Origin of the sequence: Shinella granuli (genome assembly GCF_004341885.1) — a bacterium.
Classification (GTDB): domain Bacteria; phylum Pseudomonadota; class Alphaproteobacteria; order Rhizobiales; family Rhizobiaceae; genus Shinella; species Shinella granuli.
This window is the reverse complement of the sequence record NZ_SLVX01000003.1, coordinates 194,487-212,594: the sequence shown is the minus strand read 5'-3', so window position 1 is coordinate 212,594 and position 18,108 is coordinate 194,487. Positions and strand designations below refer to the sequence as shown.

Genomic DNA, 18,108 nt, shown 5'->3' with positions numbered 1-18,108 from the left:
AGATCTCGCCATGGTGGCCAAGACGCGTCTTCTCGTGCCCGGCACGATCCGCGAACGGGTGCTCGACCGGCTGAAGGATACCTTCGACGTGGTGCGCATCGAGCGGGCGGACCCGGCGCTGCTCGCCCGCTCCGAGGCGGCGACCATTTCCGGCGTCGCGATCTCCGGCGGCTTCGGTGCGGCGATGATCGAGCATCTGCCGGCGCTGGAAATCATCGCGAGCTTCGGCGTCGGCTACGACGGCGTGGATGTGGCGGCCGCCGCCGCGCGCGGCATAACCGTCACAAACACGCCTGACGTGCTGAACGACGAGGTGGCCGATACGACGATCGGCCTGCTGCTCAACACGGTGCGCCGCTTTCCGCAGGCCGAGGCCTGGCTGCGCGAGGGGCGCTGGGTGCGCGAGGGCGCCTTCCCGCTGACGCCCCTCAGCCTGCGCGGCCGCAAGGCCGGCATCTATGGGCTCGGGCGCATCGGCATGGCGATCGCCGAGCGGCTCAAGGGTTTCGGCATCGAAATCGCCTATCACACGCGGCGCCCGCGCGAGGGCGTGCCCTTTGCCTATTACCCCTCGCTGGCGGAGCTGGCGGAGGCGGTGGACATCCTGATCGCCATCGTGCCCAAGACGGCCGAGACGCACCGGACGATCGATGCGCATATCCTTCGCGCGCTGGGGCCGGACGGCGTGCTGATCAATGTCGGGCGCGGCTGGACGGTGGACGAGGATGCGCTTGCCACGGCGCTCAAGGACGGCGTGATCGCGGCGGCGGGGCTTGACGTGTTCTATGACGAGCCGAACGTGCCGCAGGCGCTGCTCGACCTGCCGAACGTCTCGCTGCTGCCGCATGTCGCCTCCGCCTCGGTGGCGACACGCGATGCCATGGCCGATCTCGTGGCGGACAATCTCTTCGCCTGGTTCGCGCGCGGCGCGGCCCTGACGCCGGTGCCCGAAACACCCTTTACGCGAAAAGCAGGGAACGGTCTGGAAAGCCTTCGTTAACCTTTCGGCAATTTTGCGGGCGCATGCTTTTGCCATCGAGTCGAGAGCGAAGGAGAGCCCCATGAAGACGCCGATGATTGCCGCCGCGGCCGGCGCCTTGGCGCTGGGGCTCTGGAGCGTTGCCGCGGACCGGGCACCGGCCGTGGACCCGGTGACGACGAGTTCCGTTCCCGCCGCGGCGGGAGCGCACAGCTATACCATTTCCAACGTGGTGGCGAACACCGCCTGCCTTGCCGAGCGGGGCGACCGCATTTCGAGCCGCAGCGAGCGCTTCTCCGCCGGCGCCGATTGCGATGCCGTGTGGCCGGGCCTTTCCGCCGCGCGGACCTGGGTCAAGAATGGTGACGGCACGGTGGTCGTCGCCGATGCGCAGGGCGAGGCCATCCTGACCGTCGTCGACGGCGACGGCCCTGCCTACGAGGCCGTCGAGCCTGCCGACGCCATGATCACGATGATTTCTGCCGACTGAGCGATCATTCGGCAGCGGTCCGGTGCGCGGTCGCCTGCTTGGAGGCGGCATAGTCGCGCACGGCCTGGCCGAAGGCGGCGAAAAGCCTGTCCGACGGCTGGTCGGAGCCGACCCAATATTCCGGATGCCACTGCACGCCGACCGCGAAGGCCTTGGCGCCGATGACGGAGACGGCCTCGATCGTGCCGTCCTCGGCGACGGCCTCGACGGCAAGGCGCGGCGCGATGTCGGAAATCGCCTGCCGGTGCAGCGAATTGACCTGCACCTCGCCGGCGCCGACGACGGCGGCAAGGCAGCTACCCTCCTTGACATGGACCGTCTGACGGATGCCGTAGGCGACGTCGAGGACGGGCGTGTCCGGCTTGCGGTGATCCCACATGCCGGGCTGTTCCTGGATCTCGTTGGCGAGCGTGCCGCCGAGCACGACGTTCAGCTCCTGGATGCCGCGGCAGATGGCCAGCAGCGGAATGCCGCGTTCCAGCGCACGGCTGATCAGCGGCAGGCTGGTGGCGTCGCGCGCCGTGTCATAGGGGCCTTCCGCCTCGGTCGCTTCCTTGCCGTAGAGCGAGGGATGCACATTGGTGCGCGAGCCGCTGACGAGGAGCCCGTCCACCCGGTCGAGAATGCCGTCGAAATCGTTGCCCGCTTCGAGCGCCGGAACGAGGAACACCGTGACGTCCGCGCCCTTGACGGCGGCGCGCACATACTGGTTCGGGGTGGCCTGCCAGACGTTGCCTTCGATTTCCCTGATATCGGCGGGAATGGCGACGACGGGTTTCGACATGAGGGGCTCCGGAAAAAGAAATACCAATCGACGATTTGCTATCAAATCTTCCATCAGTCAATTCCCCCATTCGGGCGAAATGACGGCCGAAGCCCGGTTTCCAGGCGGTAGGCGGCAGGATATAGTGGTATCGGATTGACGGATCTCAGCCCTGTCCAGCGACGCCTCATTAACCACACGCTTGCAAACAACGATTGCACGCACGACTTTTTTCGCTTTGCTTGCGTGTAATACTGTGTCGCCTTGGAGACAGGATATTGCGCGGATGACTCATGCGAGGTTGAATTCATCGCGTGAAAGACCCTAATTCTGCAATATGGGGTTGAGGGCATCTTCCGTGGGTTGAATGCGCGTGCAATAATGCCGGGCAATACCCTTGTTATTGGGTAATTTCCCGAAATCATTCATTAAATTTTGGTCGGTAACCCTCTCGTGTCATAGGGAGTGCCGAGTCCATGAAGGATAAGGGTCAAAACACACTGCCGGCTGATGTGTATCTGTCGTTTGTCAGCTCGCTGTACGGGAACCGCCAGACCCTTTTCGTGGGCATGATTTCGCATGTCATCACGTTCTCCTTCGTCTACGCCAAGACATCCGACCCCTTTTTCCTGATCTGGAGCGGCCTTGTCGTCGCCATCTGGTCGCTGCGCGCCGTCGGCATGCGCCATTTCGACCGGGTGGACCATGCGGCGCTCGACATGGACGGCATCCGCTACTGGGAGAACTGGTACAATCTCGGTGCCGTCGGCACGACGCTGGCGCTCGGCACCTCCTGCGGCTACAGCCTGCTCTTCAGCCGCGACAGCTTTGCCGAGCTTGCCACGATCGCGGTGACGCTCGCCACCATGGTCTCCGTCGTCGGGCGCAATTGCGGCTCGAAGCGGGCCGTCGACTACATGACCTTCTCCGCCTGCTTCCCCATGGTCGTCGGCTTCCTGGGCCTGCAGGATTTCTACCACGCGGTGCTGGCGGTGCTCATCCTGCCCTTCGTGATGACGACGCGCATGATGGCGAACGGCGTGCGCGAATTCCTCTACAAGAACGTGCTGGCGACGCGTGAGGTCTCCATCATCGCCGACCGTTTCGACACGGCGCTCAACAACATGCCGCACGGCCTGTTCATGCTGGATGCCGATCATCGCATCCTCGTCGCCAACCGCCGGGCCTGCGAGCTGCTGCATCTCGGCAACCAGGAGCGGCTGAAGGATTGCCATCTCGATGTCGTCCTCAGGTTCGGCGTGCGCAACACCTTCCTCAATGCCGAGCAGAGCAGGGTGATCCTGCGCCAGCTCGACGAACTCCTGAAGGGCGAGCGCTCCCGTGCGCTGGTCCAGGTCACGGACGGGCTCTATCTCGAATTCACCGCCTCGCCGCGTGAAAACGGCGGCGCCGTGCTGATTTTCGAGGATGTGACGGGGCGCGTTCGGGCAGAAAAGAAGATCCTGCACATGGTGCGCTACGACAGCCTCACCGGCCTGCCGAACCGTACCTATTTCGCCGATCTCGTGCAGGAGGCGCTGGGCGAGCGCAAGAAGCCCGGTACGGTCGGCTTCATGGTGCTCGATGTCGACGACTTCAAGCATGTCAACGACATGAAGGGGCACGTCACCGGCGACCGGCTGCTCTGCGCCATTGCCGAGCGCCTGCGCCGGCTTGCCGGCGACAAGGTGCTCGCCGGCCATCTGATGGGCGACGAATTCATTCTCTTCTTCCCCAACGAGACGAACCGCCGCGACCTCGAAACGCGCATGCGCCGCTTCCACGAGCAGCTTCGCGGCAATTACGATTTCGATGGCATGACCTTCCTCGTCTCCTTCAGCGCCGGCGCCGTGATGGTGTCGAGCGATGATTTCCGGCTGGAGGAAATGCAGATTCGCGCCGATCTCGCGCTCTTCGAGACGAAATCGCGCGCCAAGGGCAGCGTCACCGTCTTCGAACAGGAGATGGACGCGCGCTACATGGACCGCCAGAAGCTCAAGGACGACCTGCGCGAGGCGCTCGCCAGCAACACGCTGTCCGTCGCCTACCAGCCGATGTTCGTGCCGGACGGGTCGCGCATCGAATGCTGCGAGGCGCTGTCGCGCTGGACGCATGCCGAGCGCGGCCCGGTGCCGCCGAATGTCTTCATCCAGCTCGCCGAGGAGATGGGCATCGTCTCCGAGATCACGCGCTTCATGATCATGCGCGCCTGCGCCGACTGCGCGGGCTGGCCGGCGCATATGGGCGTTTCGGTGAACCTTTCCGTGCAGGACCTGCGCGGCACCGGCATCATCGACCTCGTCGCCGAGGCGCTGGAGGCGGCGGGGCTCGCGCCGCACCGGCTGCATCTGGAAGTCACCGAAAGCTGCCTCATGGAGGAGCCGGTCAAGGTGCAGGCGATCCTGCAGGAGCTGCGCGCCCGCGGCATCACCATTGCCATCGACGATTTCGGCACCGGCTATTCCAGCCTCAGCTATCTCGACCAGCTGCCGCTCGACGTCATCAAGATCGACCGCTCCTTCGTGCGCAACATCGGTGAGGACCCGCGCCGCTTCAAGCTCCTGCGCGGCACGGTCAACCTCTCCCGCGAGCTCGGCCTGCGCATCGTCATCGAGGGCGTGGAGACGCGCGAGCAGCTCGCGCTCATCAACAAGTACCAGTGTGCCGATCTCGTGCAGGGCTATGTCTTCGCGGCGCCCATGTCGCCCGATGCGCTGCGCGATCTCTACGACACGCTCGCCCGCAAATCCGGCGGTTCCTCCTCCGGTCGCCGCGGCCGCCGCGTCGCCTGATCCTTCCTTTTCCCGCAATGTGTGAAGTCGATACGATATATCAGCTTATTCAAAATTAGCGTTAACCATCTATTAAGGTTAATGAATGGTATTTTACACAAATTGTCTTATATCGACGATTGTAAGGACGGCAGCGCGGTGGCTGCCGGTGTTTTTCAATCGAGGATACGGGGACAATGGCCAGCGTGGAGACGGCGACCAACCGCTTTTCGGACAAGCTTCTGGGACTGCTCGACAGGATCGAGTACCGCCGGGTCGAGACGGGCGAGGACATGGAGGATGTCGCCCGCATCCGCTACAAGGCCTACAAGGCCGGTGCCGTCATGCATCTCGATGATCAGGCGGTCCTCATCGACGAGGTCGATTTCGACAGCCATGCCTATGTCTTCGGCATCTATTACGAGGAGCGGCTGATCTCGACGGTGCGCCTGCACCATGTGACGCCCGAGCACCGCGTCACCTCGTCGGGAAAGGTCTTCCCGGATGAGATCAATGCCTTCCTCGACGCGGGCATGTCGCTGATCGACCCGGTTCGCCTTGCGGCCGACCCGGAGATCTGGAGCGAGATGCCGGCCATTCCGTATCTGACGCTGCGCATCGCCACGATGGCGACGGACTATTTCCAGACGGATCGCTGCGTGCAGATGGTCAAGCCCGCGCATTCGGCCTTCTACAAGCGCGTCTTCGATGCCGATTTCGTCGCTTCGCCGAAGAGCAACCAGGGCAAGTTCATCATCGACCTGATGCTGCTGGCGACCAATGTCAAGGAGACGCTGCCCTCGCTCTACCAGCGCTTCCCGTTCTTCAAGTCGGAGCCCTATGAGCGCCGCATGATGTTCGCCCGCGGCGACGACCTGCCGTTCAGCCCGCTGACGGTGCGCCCGACCGCGCGGAGAGCCCATTTCGGCGGCGAGCGGATCCAGCTTTCCGGCAACGCCTATGCCGGGTAGGGCGCCCGCGCCCTGATGTCGCATGCCGGGCCGGTTTCTTCCGAAACCGGCCCGTTCTGTTTCGGAAACGATACAGGTCGAAACGCTCTGCCTGCCTTGCCGTTGCGCTTTGCCAATCCATTGTGTATGGCCAGAAAGACGCGTGTCTTCACGCTTGAGGGAATCTGTTTTTGGCGCTCGTCGGGTCGGGCTTTCTGCTCACGGGTGCGGGTGCTTAGGAGAAGGTAGACTATGGCTGAACATCATTCCGGACCGGTCGAAACGGGCGCTGCGATGGATTACCCGGAGCACGAGAAGACCTACGACCTCTTCATCGCCGGTGCCAAATACGGCACGCTGTTCTGCGTCGCGCTGCTGATCGCCATGGCCGCCGGCTTCTTCACGAGCGCCGGTTTCTTCTCGAGCCTGCTGCTCCTCATCATTCTCAACGTCGTCGGCTACTTCCTGCTGCGTTGACCTGAACAGCCGCATTCGCGGTTTGTCACGCGGCGCCATCCCGGCGCCGTGATCCAACACGGCCAGTCTCGGGGGGAGGACCACGGTTTGAGTCAGTGTGTTTTTGTCGCAAGGGAAAGTGACCCGGCGGAAGGCCGCGTCGCGGGTTCCGTTGAAACCGTCAAGAAAATGAAGGGCCTCGGGCTCGACGTGCTGGTGGAGGCCGGTGCCGGTCTTGCCTCACGCATCCTGGATGCCGACTACGAGGCCGCCGGCGCCCGCATCGTGGGAGCGGGCGAGGCGAATGCCGCCGACGTCGTCCTGAAGGTGCGCCGGCCCACTGCCGCCGAGATCGCGACCTACAAGTCCGGCACCATCGTCATCGCCACGATGGATCCGTACGGCAACGAAGCGGCCATCGCCGAGATGGGCCGTGCCGGTCTCACCACCTTCGCCATGGAACTGATGCCGCGCATCACGCGCGCCCAGTCGATGGACATCCTGTCCTCGCAGGCGAACCTTGCCGGCTACCAGGCCGTCATCGACGCCGCCCATGAATTCGACCGCGCCATGCCGATGATGATGACTGCCGCCGGCACCGTCCCGGCCGCCAAGGTCTTCGTCATGGGCGCGGGCGTCGCCGGCCTCCAGGCCATCGCCACCGCCCGCCGCCTCGGCGCCGCCGTCTCCGCGACGGATGTGCGTCCGGCCGCCAAGGAACAGGTTGCCTCGCTCGGCGCAAAGTTCATCGCCGTCGAGGACGACGAGTTCAAGGCGGCCGAGACTGCCGGCGGCTATGCGAAAGAGATGTCCAAGGAGTACCAGGCGAAGCAGGCCGCGCTGGTCGCCGACCATATCGCCAAACAGGACATCGTGATTACCACGGCACTCATTCCCGGCCGTCCGGCGCCGCGGCTCGTGACGCGCCAGATGCTTTCGGCCATGCGCACCGGTTCCGTCGCCGTCGACCTCGCGGTCGAGCGCGGCGGCAATATCGAAGGCTCGGAAGCCGGCAAGGTCGTCGAGGTCGAGGGCGTCAAGGTCATCGGCTATCTCAACGTGCCGGGCCGCATCGCGGCGTCGGCTTCGGCGCTCTATGCCAAGAACCTTCTCACCTTCCTGGAGACCATGGTCGACAAGGAAACGAAATCGGTCTCGGTCAATGTCGAGGACGAGCTGGTCAAGGCGACGATGCTGACCAACGGCGGCGCCGTGGTGCATCCGAACTTCGGCGGCGCCGTTCAGCAAGGGGAGGGCAAGTGATGGCGAACGAACTTCTCGACAAGGCAATCACCGATCTGGAACGTGCCGTGGAGGCTGTGCGCACCGCCTCCGAATATGTGCCGGACGCGGCCGCCGCCGTGGCGCATGGCGTTTCCGGCGGGGCGATCGATCCCTTCGTCTTCCGCCTGGCGATCTTCGTGCTGTCGATCTTCGTCGGCTACTATGTCGTCTGGTCGGTAACGCCCGCGCTGCACACGCCGCTGATGGCCGTCACCAATGCGATCTCCTCGGTCATCGTCGTCGGCGCGCTGCTCGCCGTCGGCATCTCGCTTTCGGGCGTTGCTACGGGTTTTGGTTTCGTGGCGCTGATCCTCGCCTCGGTCAACATCTTTGGCGGCTTCCTCGTCACCCAGCGCATGCTGGCGATGTACAAGAAAAAAGACAAGTGAGGCCGGCCCGATGAACGCTAACTTCGCAGCCTTCCTCTATCTCGTCTCCGGCGTGCTCTTCATCATGGCGCTGCGCGGCTTGTCGCATCCGACGACCAGCCGTCGCGGCAACATGCTCGGCATGATCGGCATGGGCATCGCCATCGGCACGACGCTGCTGCTCGCGACGCCGTCCTTCGGCGGCCTCGTGCTCATCGTGCTCGGTCTTGCCATCGGCGGCGGCGCGGGCGCCTGGATCGCCCGCTCCATTCCGATGACCTCCATGCCGCAGCTCGTCGCCGGCTTCCATTCGCTCGTCGGCCTTGCCGCCGTGCTGGTGGCGGCCGCCGCGCTCTATTCGCCGGTCTCCTTCGGCATCGGCGCGGTGGGCGAAATCCATGGCCAGGCGCTCGTCGAAATGGCGCTCGGCGCCGCCATCGGCGCGATCACCTTCACCGGCTCGATCATCGCCTTCCTCAAGCTCGACGGGCGCATGTCCGGCAAGCCGATCATGCTGCCCTACCGGCATGTCATCAACATCGTGCTGCTCGCCGCGATCGTCTTCTTCATCGTCGGCCTGACGCTGTCGGAAAGCCATATGGACTTCTGGCTGATCGTCGTGCTGGCACTGGCGCTCGGCGTGCTGCTCATCGTGCCGATCGGCGGGGCGGACATGCCGGTCGTCGTCTCCATGCTCAACTCCTATTCGGGCTGGGCGGCAGCGGGCATCGGCTTCACGCTCGGCAACCTCGCGCTGATCATCACCGGCGCGCTGGTCGGCTCGTCGGGTGCGATCCTCTCCTACATCATGTGCAAGGGCATGAACCGCTCGTTCGTCTCCGTCATCCTCGGCGGCTTCGGCGGCGAGACGGCCGCTGCTGCCGACGACGGCGTGCAGCGCACGGTCAAGCAGGGCTCGGCCGACGACGCGGCCTTCCTGATGGCGAACGCCTCGAAGGTCATCATCGTGCCGGGCTACGGCATGGCGGTGGCACAGGCCCAGCACGCGCTGCGCGAGCTCGCCGATACGCTGAAGAAGCAGGGCGTCGAGGTGAAATACGCGATCCATCCGGTCGCCGGCCGCATGCCGGGCCACATGAACGTGCTGCTCGCCGAGGCGAACGTGCCCTATGACGAAGTGTTCGAGCTGGAGGACATCAACTCGGAATTCGCGCAGGCGGACGTCGCCTATGTCATCGGCGCCAACGACGTGACGAACCCGGCCGCGCGCGACGACAAGTCCTCGCCGATCTACGGCATGCCGATCCTCGACGTCGACAAGGCCAAGACCTGCCTCTTCGTCAAGCGCTCGCTCGGCTCCGGCTATGCGGGCATCGACAACACGCTGTTCTACAAGGACGGCACCATGATGCTGCTCGGCGATGCCAAGAAGATGACCGAGGACATCGTCAAGGCGATGAACCACTGACCGGCAAACAGCCCGAAACAAAAAGCCCGCGAGATGATCGCGGGCTTTTTGTTTGTGACCCGCCCGGAACGTGGATCCTCGGGTCAAGCCCGAGGATGACGGAGGAGAGGGGCGGGGCCTATCAAGCGGTGCGGCATGCCGCGCCCTTTTTATATGTTGCTTACCTCTCTTCTCCCGTCATCCTCGGGCTTGACCCGAGGATCCACAGCCGTGGCATGACGAAGGAGAGGTAGTCGATCTCTCGCGCCGGTCAGGCCGGCTTGGCGGCGCTGGCGGCGCCGCGGGTGCGGGCGAGGCCGTCCTTGGCGGGCTTGTAGTTCGGGTCCAGCCTCAGCGCGTGCGAATAGGATTTCGCCGCGCGGGCCATGTCGCCGCGGCGCTCGTAGATCAGCGCCTGGTTGGCCCAGGATTCGGCGAGCTTGCCGTCGAGGTTGATCGCCGTGTTGAAATCCTGGAACGCGTTGTCGTCGTCGCCCTGCGCGGCGTAGGAAATGCCGCGGCCGTTATAGGGCTCGGCCGAGTTCGGCGAGAGCGAGATGGCCTTCGAGAAATCCTCAATCGCCTTGTCGTGCTGGCGGCGTGCCTGGTAGATCAGGCCGCGATTGTGATAGGCGCGCGGGTCGGTCGTGTCGAGCTGGATGGCGCGGTTGAAGTCGCGGAAGGCGTCATCGAGGCGGCCGGCCTGACGATAGAGGTTGCCGCGGCCGATATAGGCGACGTCATAGTTCGGGTTGAGCTGCAGCGCCATGTTGTAGTCGCTCGCCGCCTGTGCCTGGTTGCCCTGGCTGCGCTCGACGAGCGCGCGGTTGGCATAGGCCTGGTAGAAGCGCGGATTGAGCTCGATGGCGCGGTTGAAGTCGTCGATCGCGCGGCGATGCTGGCCGGCGCGGCCATAGGCGGAACCGCGCACGTTGTAGCCTGCCGGATCCTGCGGATTGGCGGCGATGACGGCCGAGAGCGAGGAGATGTTCTCTTCCGAGCCCTGGGCGCGCTCGACCTTCAGGACATCCGTCGACGTCGCGGTCGACTGGCAGCCGGTGAGCAGAAGCGCGATGGACGTGGCGGCGGCGGCGGCCATCAGGGGGCGGCGCAGGCGGGCAGCCGAGAGGGAGAAGCGGTCGGTCGGGAACCCGGTAGATGCAGCCATGTCCAAGTGCGAATCCTCAAAGTGGGCTTCTGTCGCGCCTCATGCGCGATGAAAACGCTACGCTTGAAAGCAATTCCGGCGAAGGTGCGTAGCGATGGCGCCCGGAATTGCACGGGAAGTCTTTCACTTCCGTGAAAGAACGTCCGGTCACGTCAAAAAAGGCGGCGGCGAAATGTTCGCCCCCGCCCGGTCTTGCATCCGAAAACGTCGAAAAGACGGCCGATCAACGGGCGCCGGGACGACCGCCGATAAGGCCTTCGCGCTGGGCGCGCTTGCGGGCCAGCTTGCGAACGCGACGGACGGCTTCGGCCTTTTCACGCGCACGCTTCTGCGACGGCTTTTCGTAAAAGTCGCGCATCTTCATTTCACGGAAAATGCCTTCGCGCTGCATCTTCTTCTTGAGAGCGCGGAGAGCCTGATCAACGTTGTTATCGCGGACAAGTACCTGCACGAGAATCCCGTTCCTTTGTTCGTTGTTAGCCCGGCGATTCTATCGCTCGTCAGGCAAATAAATGACGTTCGCGCAGCCCGGAAGGCTGACGATTGAGGCGTCGGATATCAGAAGCCTGCGCAGAAGTCCAGCCTGAAGCGTCGGAAGGCTGAGGATATTTGCGAGGAGCCACGGAAATCGCGGTATAGGTGGCCTCTCGTCATGCTTATCCCCGACGCACAGGGGGTGCTTCGCATGCGCTGTTGCCGCGGGAAAGGCCGCGGCAAAATTCCCGGCGGTGCTCATGTCGCATGTGGTACAAGGTGCGCCCGAATGCGTCGCAAAGAATACGGCGCGCCGCGCCAGGATTTGCTTTCTATCGGGGCAGGAAACAAGCCGGCCGGGCCGGCGGGAATTTGAGGACACGGGATGCGCAAATATTCGGTTTTCGCCGTCGCCCGCGAGGCGATGCGCGGCCACAAGGGGTGGGAGGCGCAATGGACCTCGCCCGAGCCGCGCAAGGAATATGACGTGATCATCGTCGGCGGCGGCGGCCATGGCCTCGGCGCGGCCTATTACCTCGCCAAGGAGCACGGCATCACCAATGTCGCGGTCATCGAGAAGGGCTGGCTCGGCGGCGGCAACACCGGCCGCAACACGACGATCATCCGCTCGAACTATCTCTATGACGAGAGCATGGACATCTACGAGCACTCGCTGAAGCTCTGGGAAGGTTTGAGCCAGGATCTCAACTACAATGTCATGTACTCGCCGCGCGGCGTGATGATGCTGTCGCACAACGTGCACGACAAGCAGTCCTTCCAGCGCCATGTCCATGCCAACCGGCTCTACGGCATCGACAATGAATGGCTGACGCCGCAGCAGGCGAAGGATTTCGTGCCTGTTCTCGATATCTCCGCCTCCGCCCGCTACCCGATCAACGGCGCGGCCCTGCAGCGCCGCGGTGGCACCGCCCGCCACGATGCCGTCGCCTGGGGTTATGCGCGCGCCGCCTCGGACCGTGGCGTGCATGTCATCCAGAACTGCGAGGTCAAGGGCATCCGCCGCGGGCCTGACGGCGCGGTGACGGGTGTCGAGACCTCCAGGGGCTTCATCGGCGCGAAGAAGGTCGCGGTGTCGGCCTCCGGCCACAACTCGGTCATCATGGCCATGGCCGACGTCAAGCTGCCGCTGCATTCCGTGCCGCTCCAGGCGCTGGTCTCCGAGCCGATGAAGCCGATCTTCCCCTGCGTGGTCATGTCAAACTCGGTGCATGCCTATATCTCGCAGTCGGACAAGGGTGAACTCGTCATCGGCGCGGGCACGGACCAGTACAACTCCTATTCCCAGACCGGCGGCCTGCAGATCATCACGCACACGCTTGATGCGATCTGCGAACTCTTCCCGATGTTCCGCCGCGTCAAGATGATGCGCCAGTGGGGCGGCATCACCGACAACACGCCGGACCGCTCGGCGATCCAGGGCGTGACGCCGGTGAAGAACCTCTTCGTCAATTGCGGCTGGGGCACCGGCGGCTTCAAGGCGACGCCGGGTTCGGCGCATCTCTTCGCCCACCTCATCGCCAGGGGCGAGCCGCACAAGCTGGCGGCCGGCCTGACGCTGGACCGCTTCCGCACCGGCCGCCTCATCGACGAGGCGGCGGCGGCAGCCGTGGCCCACTGATGAACGGCGCGCTCGTCGCCGGATTGCTGATGACGGCTGGTGCCGTTCCGGCTGGAGACCTCTTCCCCGAGGCCGGGGATTTCCGTTTCCAGAAGATCCATCGGGCGGCGGGCGAGGTGGAATGGCCTTTCTCGGCCAAGGGCGGAATGCTGGGGTGCACGAAGGTGCTGGGCAATCGGGCGGTCTATTTCATTCCCGATGAGACCGACATGAACCGTGCCTTCAACCTCGACATGAACGTCTTTGCGATGAGCATCGTCAATCTGGGAATGAACGACATTCTGGCCCCTTACGACACTGTCGAGCAGCTCGTGCACCGGATTGCTCCCTTCGTCACCATGGGCCAGCGACTTTGCGACCAGGACCCGGGCACGTTCGTGACGGGACCAGAGCTTTAAACAGGTAGGATAAAATGCTGCTGATCTACTGCCCCTACTGCGAGGAAGAGCGCTCCGAGCTCGAATTCCGCCATGGCGGCGACGCGCACATCGCCCGGCCGACCAACATCGCCGACATCACGGACGAGGAGTTCCAGGACTACTTCTTCCTGCGCGACAACCCGAAGGGCCTGATCTTCGAACGCTGGCGCCATATCCATGGCTGCGGCCGCTTCTTCAACGCGGCGCGCGACACGGTGAGCGACAAGTTCGTCATGAGCTACAAGGCGGGCGAGCCGAAGCCGAACCTTTCCGGCGAGCCGACCGCCACCGAAAAGACCGTCGAAACCTATGAAGCCACGGAAGGAACCGCGAAATGAGCGGCGCCAATCGCATTGCCGGTCAGGGCCGCCTGACCCCCGCCAGGACGGCGCGTTTCACCTTCGACGGAAAGACCTTCGACGCGCTGGAAGGCGACACCGTCGCCTCCGCGCTGCTCGCCAACGGCGTGCACCTCGTCGGCCGCTCGTTCAAGTATCATCGCCCGCGCGGCATCCTCTCGGCCGGTCCGGAAGAGCCGAACGCGCTGATCGATGTGTCCCGCGACGCCGCGCGCCGCCAGCCGAACGTGCGCGCGCCGGTGCAGGAAGTCTTCGACGGCATGAAGGTCTCCTCGCAGAACCGCTGGCCGTCGCTTGCCTTCGATGTCGGCGGTGTGAACAACCTGCTCTCGCCCTTCTTCGCCGCCGGCTTCTACTACAAGACCTTCATGTGGCCGAAGGCGGCCTGGGAAAAGGTCTACGAGCCCTTCATCCGCCGTGCCGCCGGCCTCGGCGTCGCGCCGACGGAAGAGGATCCGGATCACTATGCCAACCGCTACGCCCATTGCGACGTGCTCATCGCCGGCGCCGGTGTGGCTGGTCTCTCGGCGGCGCTTGCGGCCGCTGAGGCCGGTGCCCGCGTCATCCTCTGCGACGAGCAGCCGGAAGTGGGCGGCGCCCTGCATTTCGACACGTCGGTGAAGATCGATGGCCAGAACGGCTACGACTGGGCGCAGGCGACGGCCGCCAGGCTGGAGGCGATGGAGAACGTCACCATCCTCACCCGCACCACGGCCTTCGGCTACTACAACCACAATTTCGTCGGCCTCGTCGAGCGCGTCACCGATCACCTCGCGCGTCCGGACAAGACGCTGCCGCGCGAGCGTCTGTGGCAGGTCCGCGCCAAGCGCGTCATCCTCGCCACCGGCTCGATCGAGCGCCACATGGTGTTCGCCAACAACGACCGGCCGGGCATCATGCTGGCGTCTGCGGCGCGCACCTATCTCAACCATTTCGGCGTTGCCGTCGGCCGCAAGGTCGGTGTCTACACGGCGAACGATTCGGCCTATGAGGCCGCCTTCGACCTGAAGCGCGCCGGCGTCACCATCGCCGCCATCGTCGACAACCGCGAGAAGCCCGGCGAGGCCGTTCTCGCCGAGGCTCGCAAGCTCGGCATCGAAGTGCTGACGGGCCATTCGGTCGTCGATACCAAGGGCAAGCTCCGCGTCTCCTCCATGTCGGTCGTCCGCAACGGTGGCGGCTCGGCCCGCGCCATTCCGGTCGATGCGCTCCTGATGTCCGCCGGCTGGACGCCCTCCGTGCATCTCTTCTCGCAGTCGCGCGGCAAGGTCGCCTATGACGCCGCTTCCGGCCGCTTCCTACCGGGCACCTATGCGCAGGATTGCCTCTCGGTCGGCTCGTGCAACGGCACGGACGGCCTGCAGGCGACGATCGAGGAATCGCTCGCCGCCGGCGAGCTGATGGCCCGCGCCACCGGCAATGAGGGCGGCGGCAAGGTCGAGCTTCGCGGCGAAAACGCCTTCGAATGGACCGGCGGCATGGCAGGCACCGGCGAGGGGGCCGGGATCGACACCACCGTCAAGGCCTTCGTCGACTTCCAGAACGACGTCTGCGCCAAGGACATCCGCCTTGCCGTGCGCGAGGGCATGCATTCGATCGAGCACATCAAGCGCTTCACAACCAACGGCATGGCGACGGACCAGGGCAAGCTGTCCAACATCCACGGCCTTGCCATCGCATCGGAAGTGCTGAACCGCGAGATCCCGAAGATCGGCCTCACGACCTTCCGCGCGCCCTACACGCCCGTCACCTTCGGTGCGCTGATCAGCCATTCGCGCGGCGAGCTCTTCGATCCGGCGCGCAAGACGCCGATGCATGCCTGGGAAGAGGCGCATGGCGCGGTCTTCGAGGATGTCGGCAACTGGAAGCGCGCCTGGTACTATCCGCGCTCCGGCGAGACGATGCACGACGCGGTCAACCGCGAGTGCCGCACGGTGCGCAATGTTGCCGGCCTGTTCGACGCCTCGACGCTCGGCAAGATCGAGGTCGTCGGCCCGGATGCCGCCGAGTTCCTCAACCTCATGTACACAAACGCCTGGGATACGCTGAAGCCCGGCCGCTGCCGCTACGGCATCATGCTGCGCGAGGACGGTTTCGTCTATGACGACGGTGTCGTCGGGCGTCTGGCGGAAGATCGTTTCCACGTCACCACCACGACGGGCGGCGCGCCGCGCGTCATGCACCACATGGAAGACTATCTCCAGACGGAATTCCCGCACCTGAAGGTCTGGCTGACCTCCACCACCGAACAGTGGGCGGTCATCGCCGTGCAGGGGCCGAAGGCGCGTGAAATCCTCGAACCGCTCGTCGAGGGCATCGACATCTCCAACGAGGCCTTCCCGCATATGAGCGTGCGCGAGGGCAAGATTTGCGGCGTGCCGACCCGGCTGTTCCGCATGTCCTTCACCGGCGAAGCGGGTTACGAGGTCAACGTCCCCGCCGATTACGGCGAAGCCGTCTGGCAAGCCATCTGGGCGCGCGCCGAACCGCTCGGCGCCTGCGCCTACGGCACGGAGACCATGCACGTCCTGCGCGCCGAGAAGGGCTACATCATCGTCGGCCAGGACACGGACGGCACGGTCACGCCGCATGATGCGAGCCTGAGCTGGGCCGTCTCCAAGAAGAAGGCGGATTTCGTCGGCATCCGCGGCCTGAAGCGACCGGACCTCGTCAAGGAAGGCCGCAAGCAGCTCGTCGGCCTTCTGACCAAGGACCCGAAAGTGGTTCTGGAGGAGGGCGCGCAGATCGTCGCCGATCCGAACGAGCCGAAGCCGATGAAGATGCTCGGCCACGTGACTTCGTCCTACTGGTCGGAAAACTGCGGCCGCTCCATCGCCATGGCGCTCGTCGCCGGCGGCCAGGCGCGCATGGGCCAGACGCTCTACGTGCCGATGCCCGACCGCACCATCGCGGTCGAGGTCAGCGACATGGTCTTCATCGACAAGGAAGGAGGACGCCTCAATGGCTGATCAAGCTCTTCGCAAGGCGCCGCTTGCTGGCCGCCATGGCGGCTCCGCCGGCGCGCGCGTCACGCCCGCCGCTGCCGCGACCCGTCTCTCGCTGCGTGCCGGCGAGGATGCCATCGGCACGCTCTCGCTGGCCTTCGGCCTCGAACTGCCGCGACGGCCCAAGACTTCGGCCTCCGTCAGCGGCCGTCACGCGCTCTGGCTCGGCCCGGACGAGTGGCTGCTGATCGACGAGAACGGCACGGACCTGATGGGCATCGCATCCGGTGTTTCCGCACTGCATTCGGCGACGGATGTCTCCCACCGCAACACGGCGATCCTGGTTTCCGGCCCGGATGCGGCCGGGGCGATCGCCAGCGCCTGCCCGCTCGATCTCGGCAACACGATCTTCCCGGTCGGCGCCGCGGCGCGCACCGTGCTCGGCAAGATCGAGATCGTGCTCTTCCGCTCCGGCGAAGAGGACTACCGTGTGGAATGCTGGCGCTCGTTTTCGCCCTATGCCTTCGGCCTTCTGGCGGAAGGCGCGGAAGACGCCGGGCTCTGATCGCAGTCAAAGGAAGCGATAGAAGAACAGGGCTGTCTCCCGCGTGCCGGGGGACAGCCCTTCATATAGGTGCCGGTCATGGCCGCCGAGCGCAAAACCCTGGCGCAGGTAGAACCGGCAGGCTGCAATATTGTTCGTCTGGGTTTCGAGGCGGATGCCGGGCAGGCCCTTTTCCTTCGTCCAATGGCAGGCGTGCTGCATCAACCGTTGCGCCGCGCCCGTGCCGCGCCATTCCATGTCGACTGCGATATCGTCGACGAAGGCGAAATTGTTCCACCCCGCCGAAAGCGCGATGTAACCGACCGGCGCCTCATCTCCGAGGACGACGAAGAGCGCCTTGTCGCCATCGCCCGCGTGGGCGCCGAGTTCATCGGGATCGAAGCCGTAGCTCTTGGCGTAGGGCTCCACCGGTCGGGCATGCGCCAGCCAGTCGCCTTCGAAGGGTGGAACGGCCTCACGGGTGACGAGGAAGGAGAAGTCGCAGGCACCGAGGATCGGAAAGTCCCCCGACGTGGCCGGCCGGATCTTCATGCGTCCTCCGGGCGATCCTTCGGGTCGAACTGGATGATGGTGATCCAGTCGGCCGTCAGCGCCGGCTTGCGCTCGTCCTCGATCTCCACGGTCACGTCATAGCGGATGGTCACCATGCCGGCGCCGCGGAAGCGAGCCTCGGCGAGCATGAAGCGGCCGCGCACGCGGGCACCGCTCTTCACCGGCGTCATGAAGCGGACTTTTTCAAAGCCGTAGTTGATGCCCATCGTCTGTTCGGCGATGCGCGGCACGCAGTCATAGTTCATCGCCGAGAGCAGCGAGAGCGTCAAAAAGCCGTGCGCGATCGTGCCGCCGAACGGCGTTTCCGCGCTGGCGCGCACGGGGTCGGTGTGGATGAACTGATGGTCTTCCGTCGCCTCGGCGAAGCGGTCGATCATCGTCTGGTCGACCGTGAACCAGCGCGACAGGCCGAGTTCGGTGCCGACGAGGGTACTGACGTCCTTCAGGTGAATGGTCTCTGGCATATGGTTTTCCTGCCGCTCGATGCGCGCCTGGATTCGGTGTTCTCGCAAGACAGC

At 64.8% G+C, this 18,108-nt stretch carries 18 protein-coding genes; 13 read left to right on the top strand and 5 right to left on the bottom strand.

The features are described 5' to 3' along the window. The first annotated feature begins 13 nt into the window (after positions 1-13). Together EV665_RS07150 and EV665_RS07145 are read left to right on the top strand one after the other, a co-directional pair. Positions 14-1,000 carry a 2-hydroxyacid dehydrogenase gene (locus EV665_RS07150; protein ID WP_133033746.1) on the top strand — a complete coding sequence of 329 codons (987 nt, stop codon included), beginning with the start codon at positions 14-16 and terminating at the stop codon, positions 998-1,000. 61 nt (positions 1,001-1,061) lie between these two features. Next, entirely contained in the window at positions 1,062-1,469 is a 408-nt protein-coding gene (locus EV665_RS07145) for a hypothetical protein (protein ID WP_133033556.1), read from the top strand. Between the two features lie 4 nt (positions 1,470-1,473). Here EV665_RS07145 and EV665_RS07140 read toward each other — a convergent pair whose 3' ends face one another. After that, positions 1,474-2,253: a gamma-glutamyl-gamma-aminobutyrate hydrolase family protein gene (locus EV665_RS07140; protein WP_133033555.1), complete on the bottom strand. Its 780-nt coding sequence runs from the start codon at positions 2,251-2,253 to the stop codon at positions 1,474-1,476. A gap of 455 nt (positions 2,254-2,708) precedes the next feature. Between EV665_RS07140 and EV665_RS07135 the strand changes: the two genes are divergently transcribed. The 6 genes from EV665_RS07135 (at position 2,709) to EV665_RS07110 (ending at position 9,490) form a co-directional block, all read left to right on the top strand. Then, positions 2,709-5,024, top strand: coding sequence for a putative bifunctional diguanylate cyclase/phosphodiesterase (locus EV665_RS07135; protein ID WP_064331216.1), 2,316 nt, complete (start codon positions 2,709-2,711; stop codon positions 5,022-5,024). 176 nt (positions 5,025-5,200) lie between these two features. After that, positions 5,201-5,974, top strand: coding sequence for an N-acyl amino acid synthase FeeM domain-containing protein (locus tag EV665_RS07130; protein WP_064331215.1), 774 nt, complete (start codon positions 5,201-5,203; stop codon positions 5,972-5,974). A gap of 231 nt (positions 5,975-6,205) precedes the next feature. Beyond that, on the top strand, positions 6,206-6,430 hold the full coding sequence (locus tag EV665_RS07125) for an aa3-type cytochrome c oxidase subunit IV (RefSeq protein ID WP_064331214.1): 225 nt from the start codon (positions 6,206-6,208) through the stop codon (positions 6,428-6,430). A gap of 87 nt (positions 6,431-6,517) precedes the next feature. After that, positions 6,518-7,672: a Re/Si-specific NAD(P)(+) transhydrogenase subunit alpha gene (locus tag EV665_RS07120; protein WP_133033554.1), complete on the top strand. Its 1,155-nt coding sequence runs from the start codon at positions 6,518-6,520 to the stop codon at positions 7,670-7,672. Further along, positions 7,672-8,082, top strand: a complete 411-nt coding sequence (locus tag EV665_RS07115; protein ID WP_064331212.1) for a proton-translocating transhydrogenase family protein — start codon at positions 7,672-7,674, stop codon at positions 8,080-8,082. The genes EV665_RS07120 and EV665_RS07115 overlap by 1 nt, the downstream gene beginning before the upstream one ends. Before the next feature lie 10 nt (positions 8,083-8,092). Further along, positions 8,093-9,490 (top strand): NAD(P)(+) transhydrogenase (Re/Si-specific) subunit beta, encoded by a 1,398-nt coding sequence (locus EV665_RS07110; protein ID WP_064331211.1) that lies wholly within the window; start codon positions 8,093-8,095, stop codon positions 9,488-9,490. Between the two features lie 250 nt (positions 9,491-9,740). Here the strand turns inward: EV665_RS07110 and EV665_RS07105 are convergent, their stop codons facing one another. Continuing rightward, complete coding sequence (locus EV665_RS07105; protein ID WP_133033553.1) at positions 9,741-10,637, bottom strand: tetratricopeptide repeat protein; 897 nt, start codon at positions 10,635-10,637, stop codon at positions 9,741-9,743. Between the two features lie 223 nt (positions 10,638-10,860). Then, complete coding sequence (rpsU, locus tag EV665_RS07100) at positions 10,861-11,088, bottom strand: 30S ribosomal protein S21 (RefSeq protein ID WP_024270893.1); 228 nt, start codon at positions 11,086-11,088, stop codon at positions 10,861-10,863. A gap of 408 nt (positions 11,089-11,496) precedes the next feature. On the opposite strand from rpsU, the gene EV665_RS07095 reads away from it, so the two are divergent. The 5 genes from EV665_RS07095 to EV665_RS07075 are packed head-to-tail and all read left to right on the top strand — an operon-like array spanning position 11,497 to position 17,038. Further along, complete coding sequence (locus EV665_RS07095) at positions 11,497-12,750, top strand: sarcosine oxidase subunit beta family protein (RefSeq protein WP_064331208.1); 1,254 nt, start codon at positions 11,497-11,499, stop codon at positions 12,748-12,750. Next, positions 12,750-13,148 carry a hypothetical protein gene (locus EV665_RS07090; RefSeq protein WP_133033552.1) on the top strand — a complete coding sequence of 133 codons (399 nt, stop codon included), beginning with the start codon at positions 12,750-12,752 and terminating at the stop codon, positions 13,146-13,148. The genes EV665_RS07095 and EV665_RS07090 overlap by 1 nt, the downstream gene beginning before the upstream one ends. Positions 13,149-13,162: 14 nt before the next feature. Beyond that, on the top strand, positions 13,163-13,507 hold the full coding sequence (locus EV665_RS07085) for a sarcosine oxidase subunit delta (RefSeq protein ID WP_064331206.1): 345 nt from the start codon (positions 13,163-13,165) through the stop codon (positions 13,505-13,507). Beyond that, positions 13,504-16,497 (top strand): sarcosine oxidase subunit alpha, encoded by a 2,994-nt coding sequence (locus EV665_RS07080; protein WP_133033551.1) that lies wholly within the window; start codon positions 13,504-13,506, stop codon positions 16,495-16,497. Before EV665_RS07085 ends, EV665_RS07080 begins: the two co-directional genes overlap by 4 nt. Then, on the top strand, positions 16,490-17,038 hold the full coding sequence (locus EV665_RS07075; protein WP_064331204.1) for a sarcosine oxidase subunit gamma: 549 nt from the start codon (positions 16,490-16,492) through the stop codon (positions 17,036-17,038). Before EV665_RS07080 ends, EV665_RS07075 begins: the two co-directional genes overlap by 8 nt. A gap of 6 nt (positions 17,039-17,044) precedes the next feature. Here the strand turns inward: EV665_RS07075 and EV665_RS07070 are convergent, their stop codons facing one another. Together EV665_RS07070 and EV665_RS07065 are read right to left on the bottom strand one after the other, a co-directional pair. Then, on the bottom strand, positions 17,045-17,569 hold the full coding sequence (locus EV665_RS07070; protein WP_133033550.1) for a GNAT family N-acetyltransferase: 525 nt from the start codon (positions 17,567-17,569) through the stop codon (positions 17,045-17,047). Then, the gene (locus EV665_RS07065) at positions 17,566-18,054 is read right to left on the bottom strand and encodes a MaoC family dehydratase (RefSeq protein ID WP_064331202.1); all 489 of its coding nucleotides are present in this window, start codon (positions 18,052-18,054) and stop codon (positions 17,566-17,568) included. Before EV665_RS07065 ends, EV665_RS07070 begins: the two co-directional genes overlap by 4 nt. Positions 18,055-18,108: the final 54 nt, after the last annotated feature.

Bases quoted from the DNA above. Each gene is read 5' to 3' on its own strand.
- EV665_RS07145 (WP_133033556.1), top strand. From the start codon at position 1,062: ATGAAGACGCCGATGATTGCCGCCGCGGCCGGCGCCTTGGCGCTGGGG.
- EV665_RS07140 (WP_133033555.1), bottom strand. From the start codon at position 2,253: ATGTCGAAACCCGTCGTCGCCATTCCCGCCGATATCAGGGAAATCGAA.
- EV665_RS07135 (WP_064331216.1), top strand. From the start codon at position 2,709: ATGAAGGATAAGGGTCAAAACACACTGCCGGCTGATGTGTATCTGTCG.
- EV665_RS07130 (WP_064331215.1), top strand. From the start codon at position 5,201: ATGGCCAGCGTGGAGACGGCGACCAACCGCTTTTCGGACAAGCTTCTG.
- EV665_RS07125 (WP_064331214.1), top strand. From the start codon at position 6,206: ATGGCTGAACATCATTCCGGACCGGTCGAAACGGGCGCTGCGATGGAT.
- EV665_RS07115 (WP_064331212.1), top strand. From the start codon at position 7,672: ATGGCGAACGAACTTCTCGACAAGGCAATCACCGATCTGGAACGTGCC.
- EV665_RS07110 (WP_064331211.1), top strand. From the start codon at position 8,093: ATGAACGCTAACTTCGCAGCCTTCCTCTATCTCGTCTCCGGCGTGCTC.
- EV665_RS07105 (WP_133033553.1), bottom strand. From the start codon at position 10,637: ATGGCTGCATCTACCGGGTTCCCGACCGACCGCTTCTCCCTCTCGGCT.
- EV665_RS07095 (WP_064331208.1), top strand. From the start codon at position 11,497: ATGCGCAAATATTCGGTTTTCGCCGTCGCCCGCGAGGCGATGCGCGGC.
- EV665_RS07090 (WP_133033552.1), top strand. From the start codon at position 12,750: ATGAACGGCGCGCTCGTCGCCGGATTGCTGATGACGGCTGGTGCCGTT.
- EV665_RS07085 (WP_064331206.1), top strand. From the start codon at position 13,163: ATGCTGCTGATCTACTGCCCCTACTGCGAGGAAGAGCGCTCCGAGCTC.
- EV665_RS07080 (WP_133033551.1), top strand. From the start codon at position 13,504: ATGAGCGGCGCCAATCGCATTGCCGGTCAGGGCCGCCTGACCCCCGCC.
- EV665_RS07075 (WP_064331204.1), top strand. From the start codon at position 16,490: ATGGCTGATCAAGCTCTTCGCAAGGCGCCGCTTGCTGGCCGCCATGGC.
- EV665_RS07070 (WP_133033550.1), bottom strand. From the start codon at position 17,569: ATGAAGATCCGGCCGGCCACGTCGGGGGACTTTCCGATCCTCGGTGCC.
- EV665_RS07065 (WP_064331202.1), bottom strand. From the start codon at position 18,054: ATGCCAGAGACCATTCACCTGAAGGACGTCAGTACCCTCGTCGGCACC.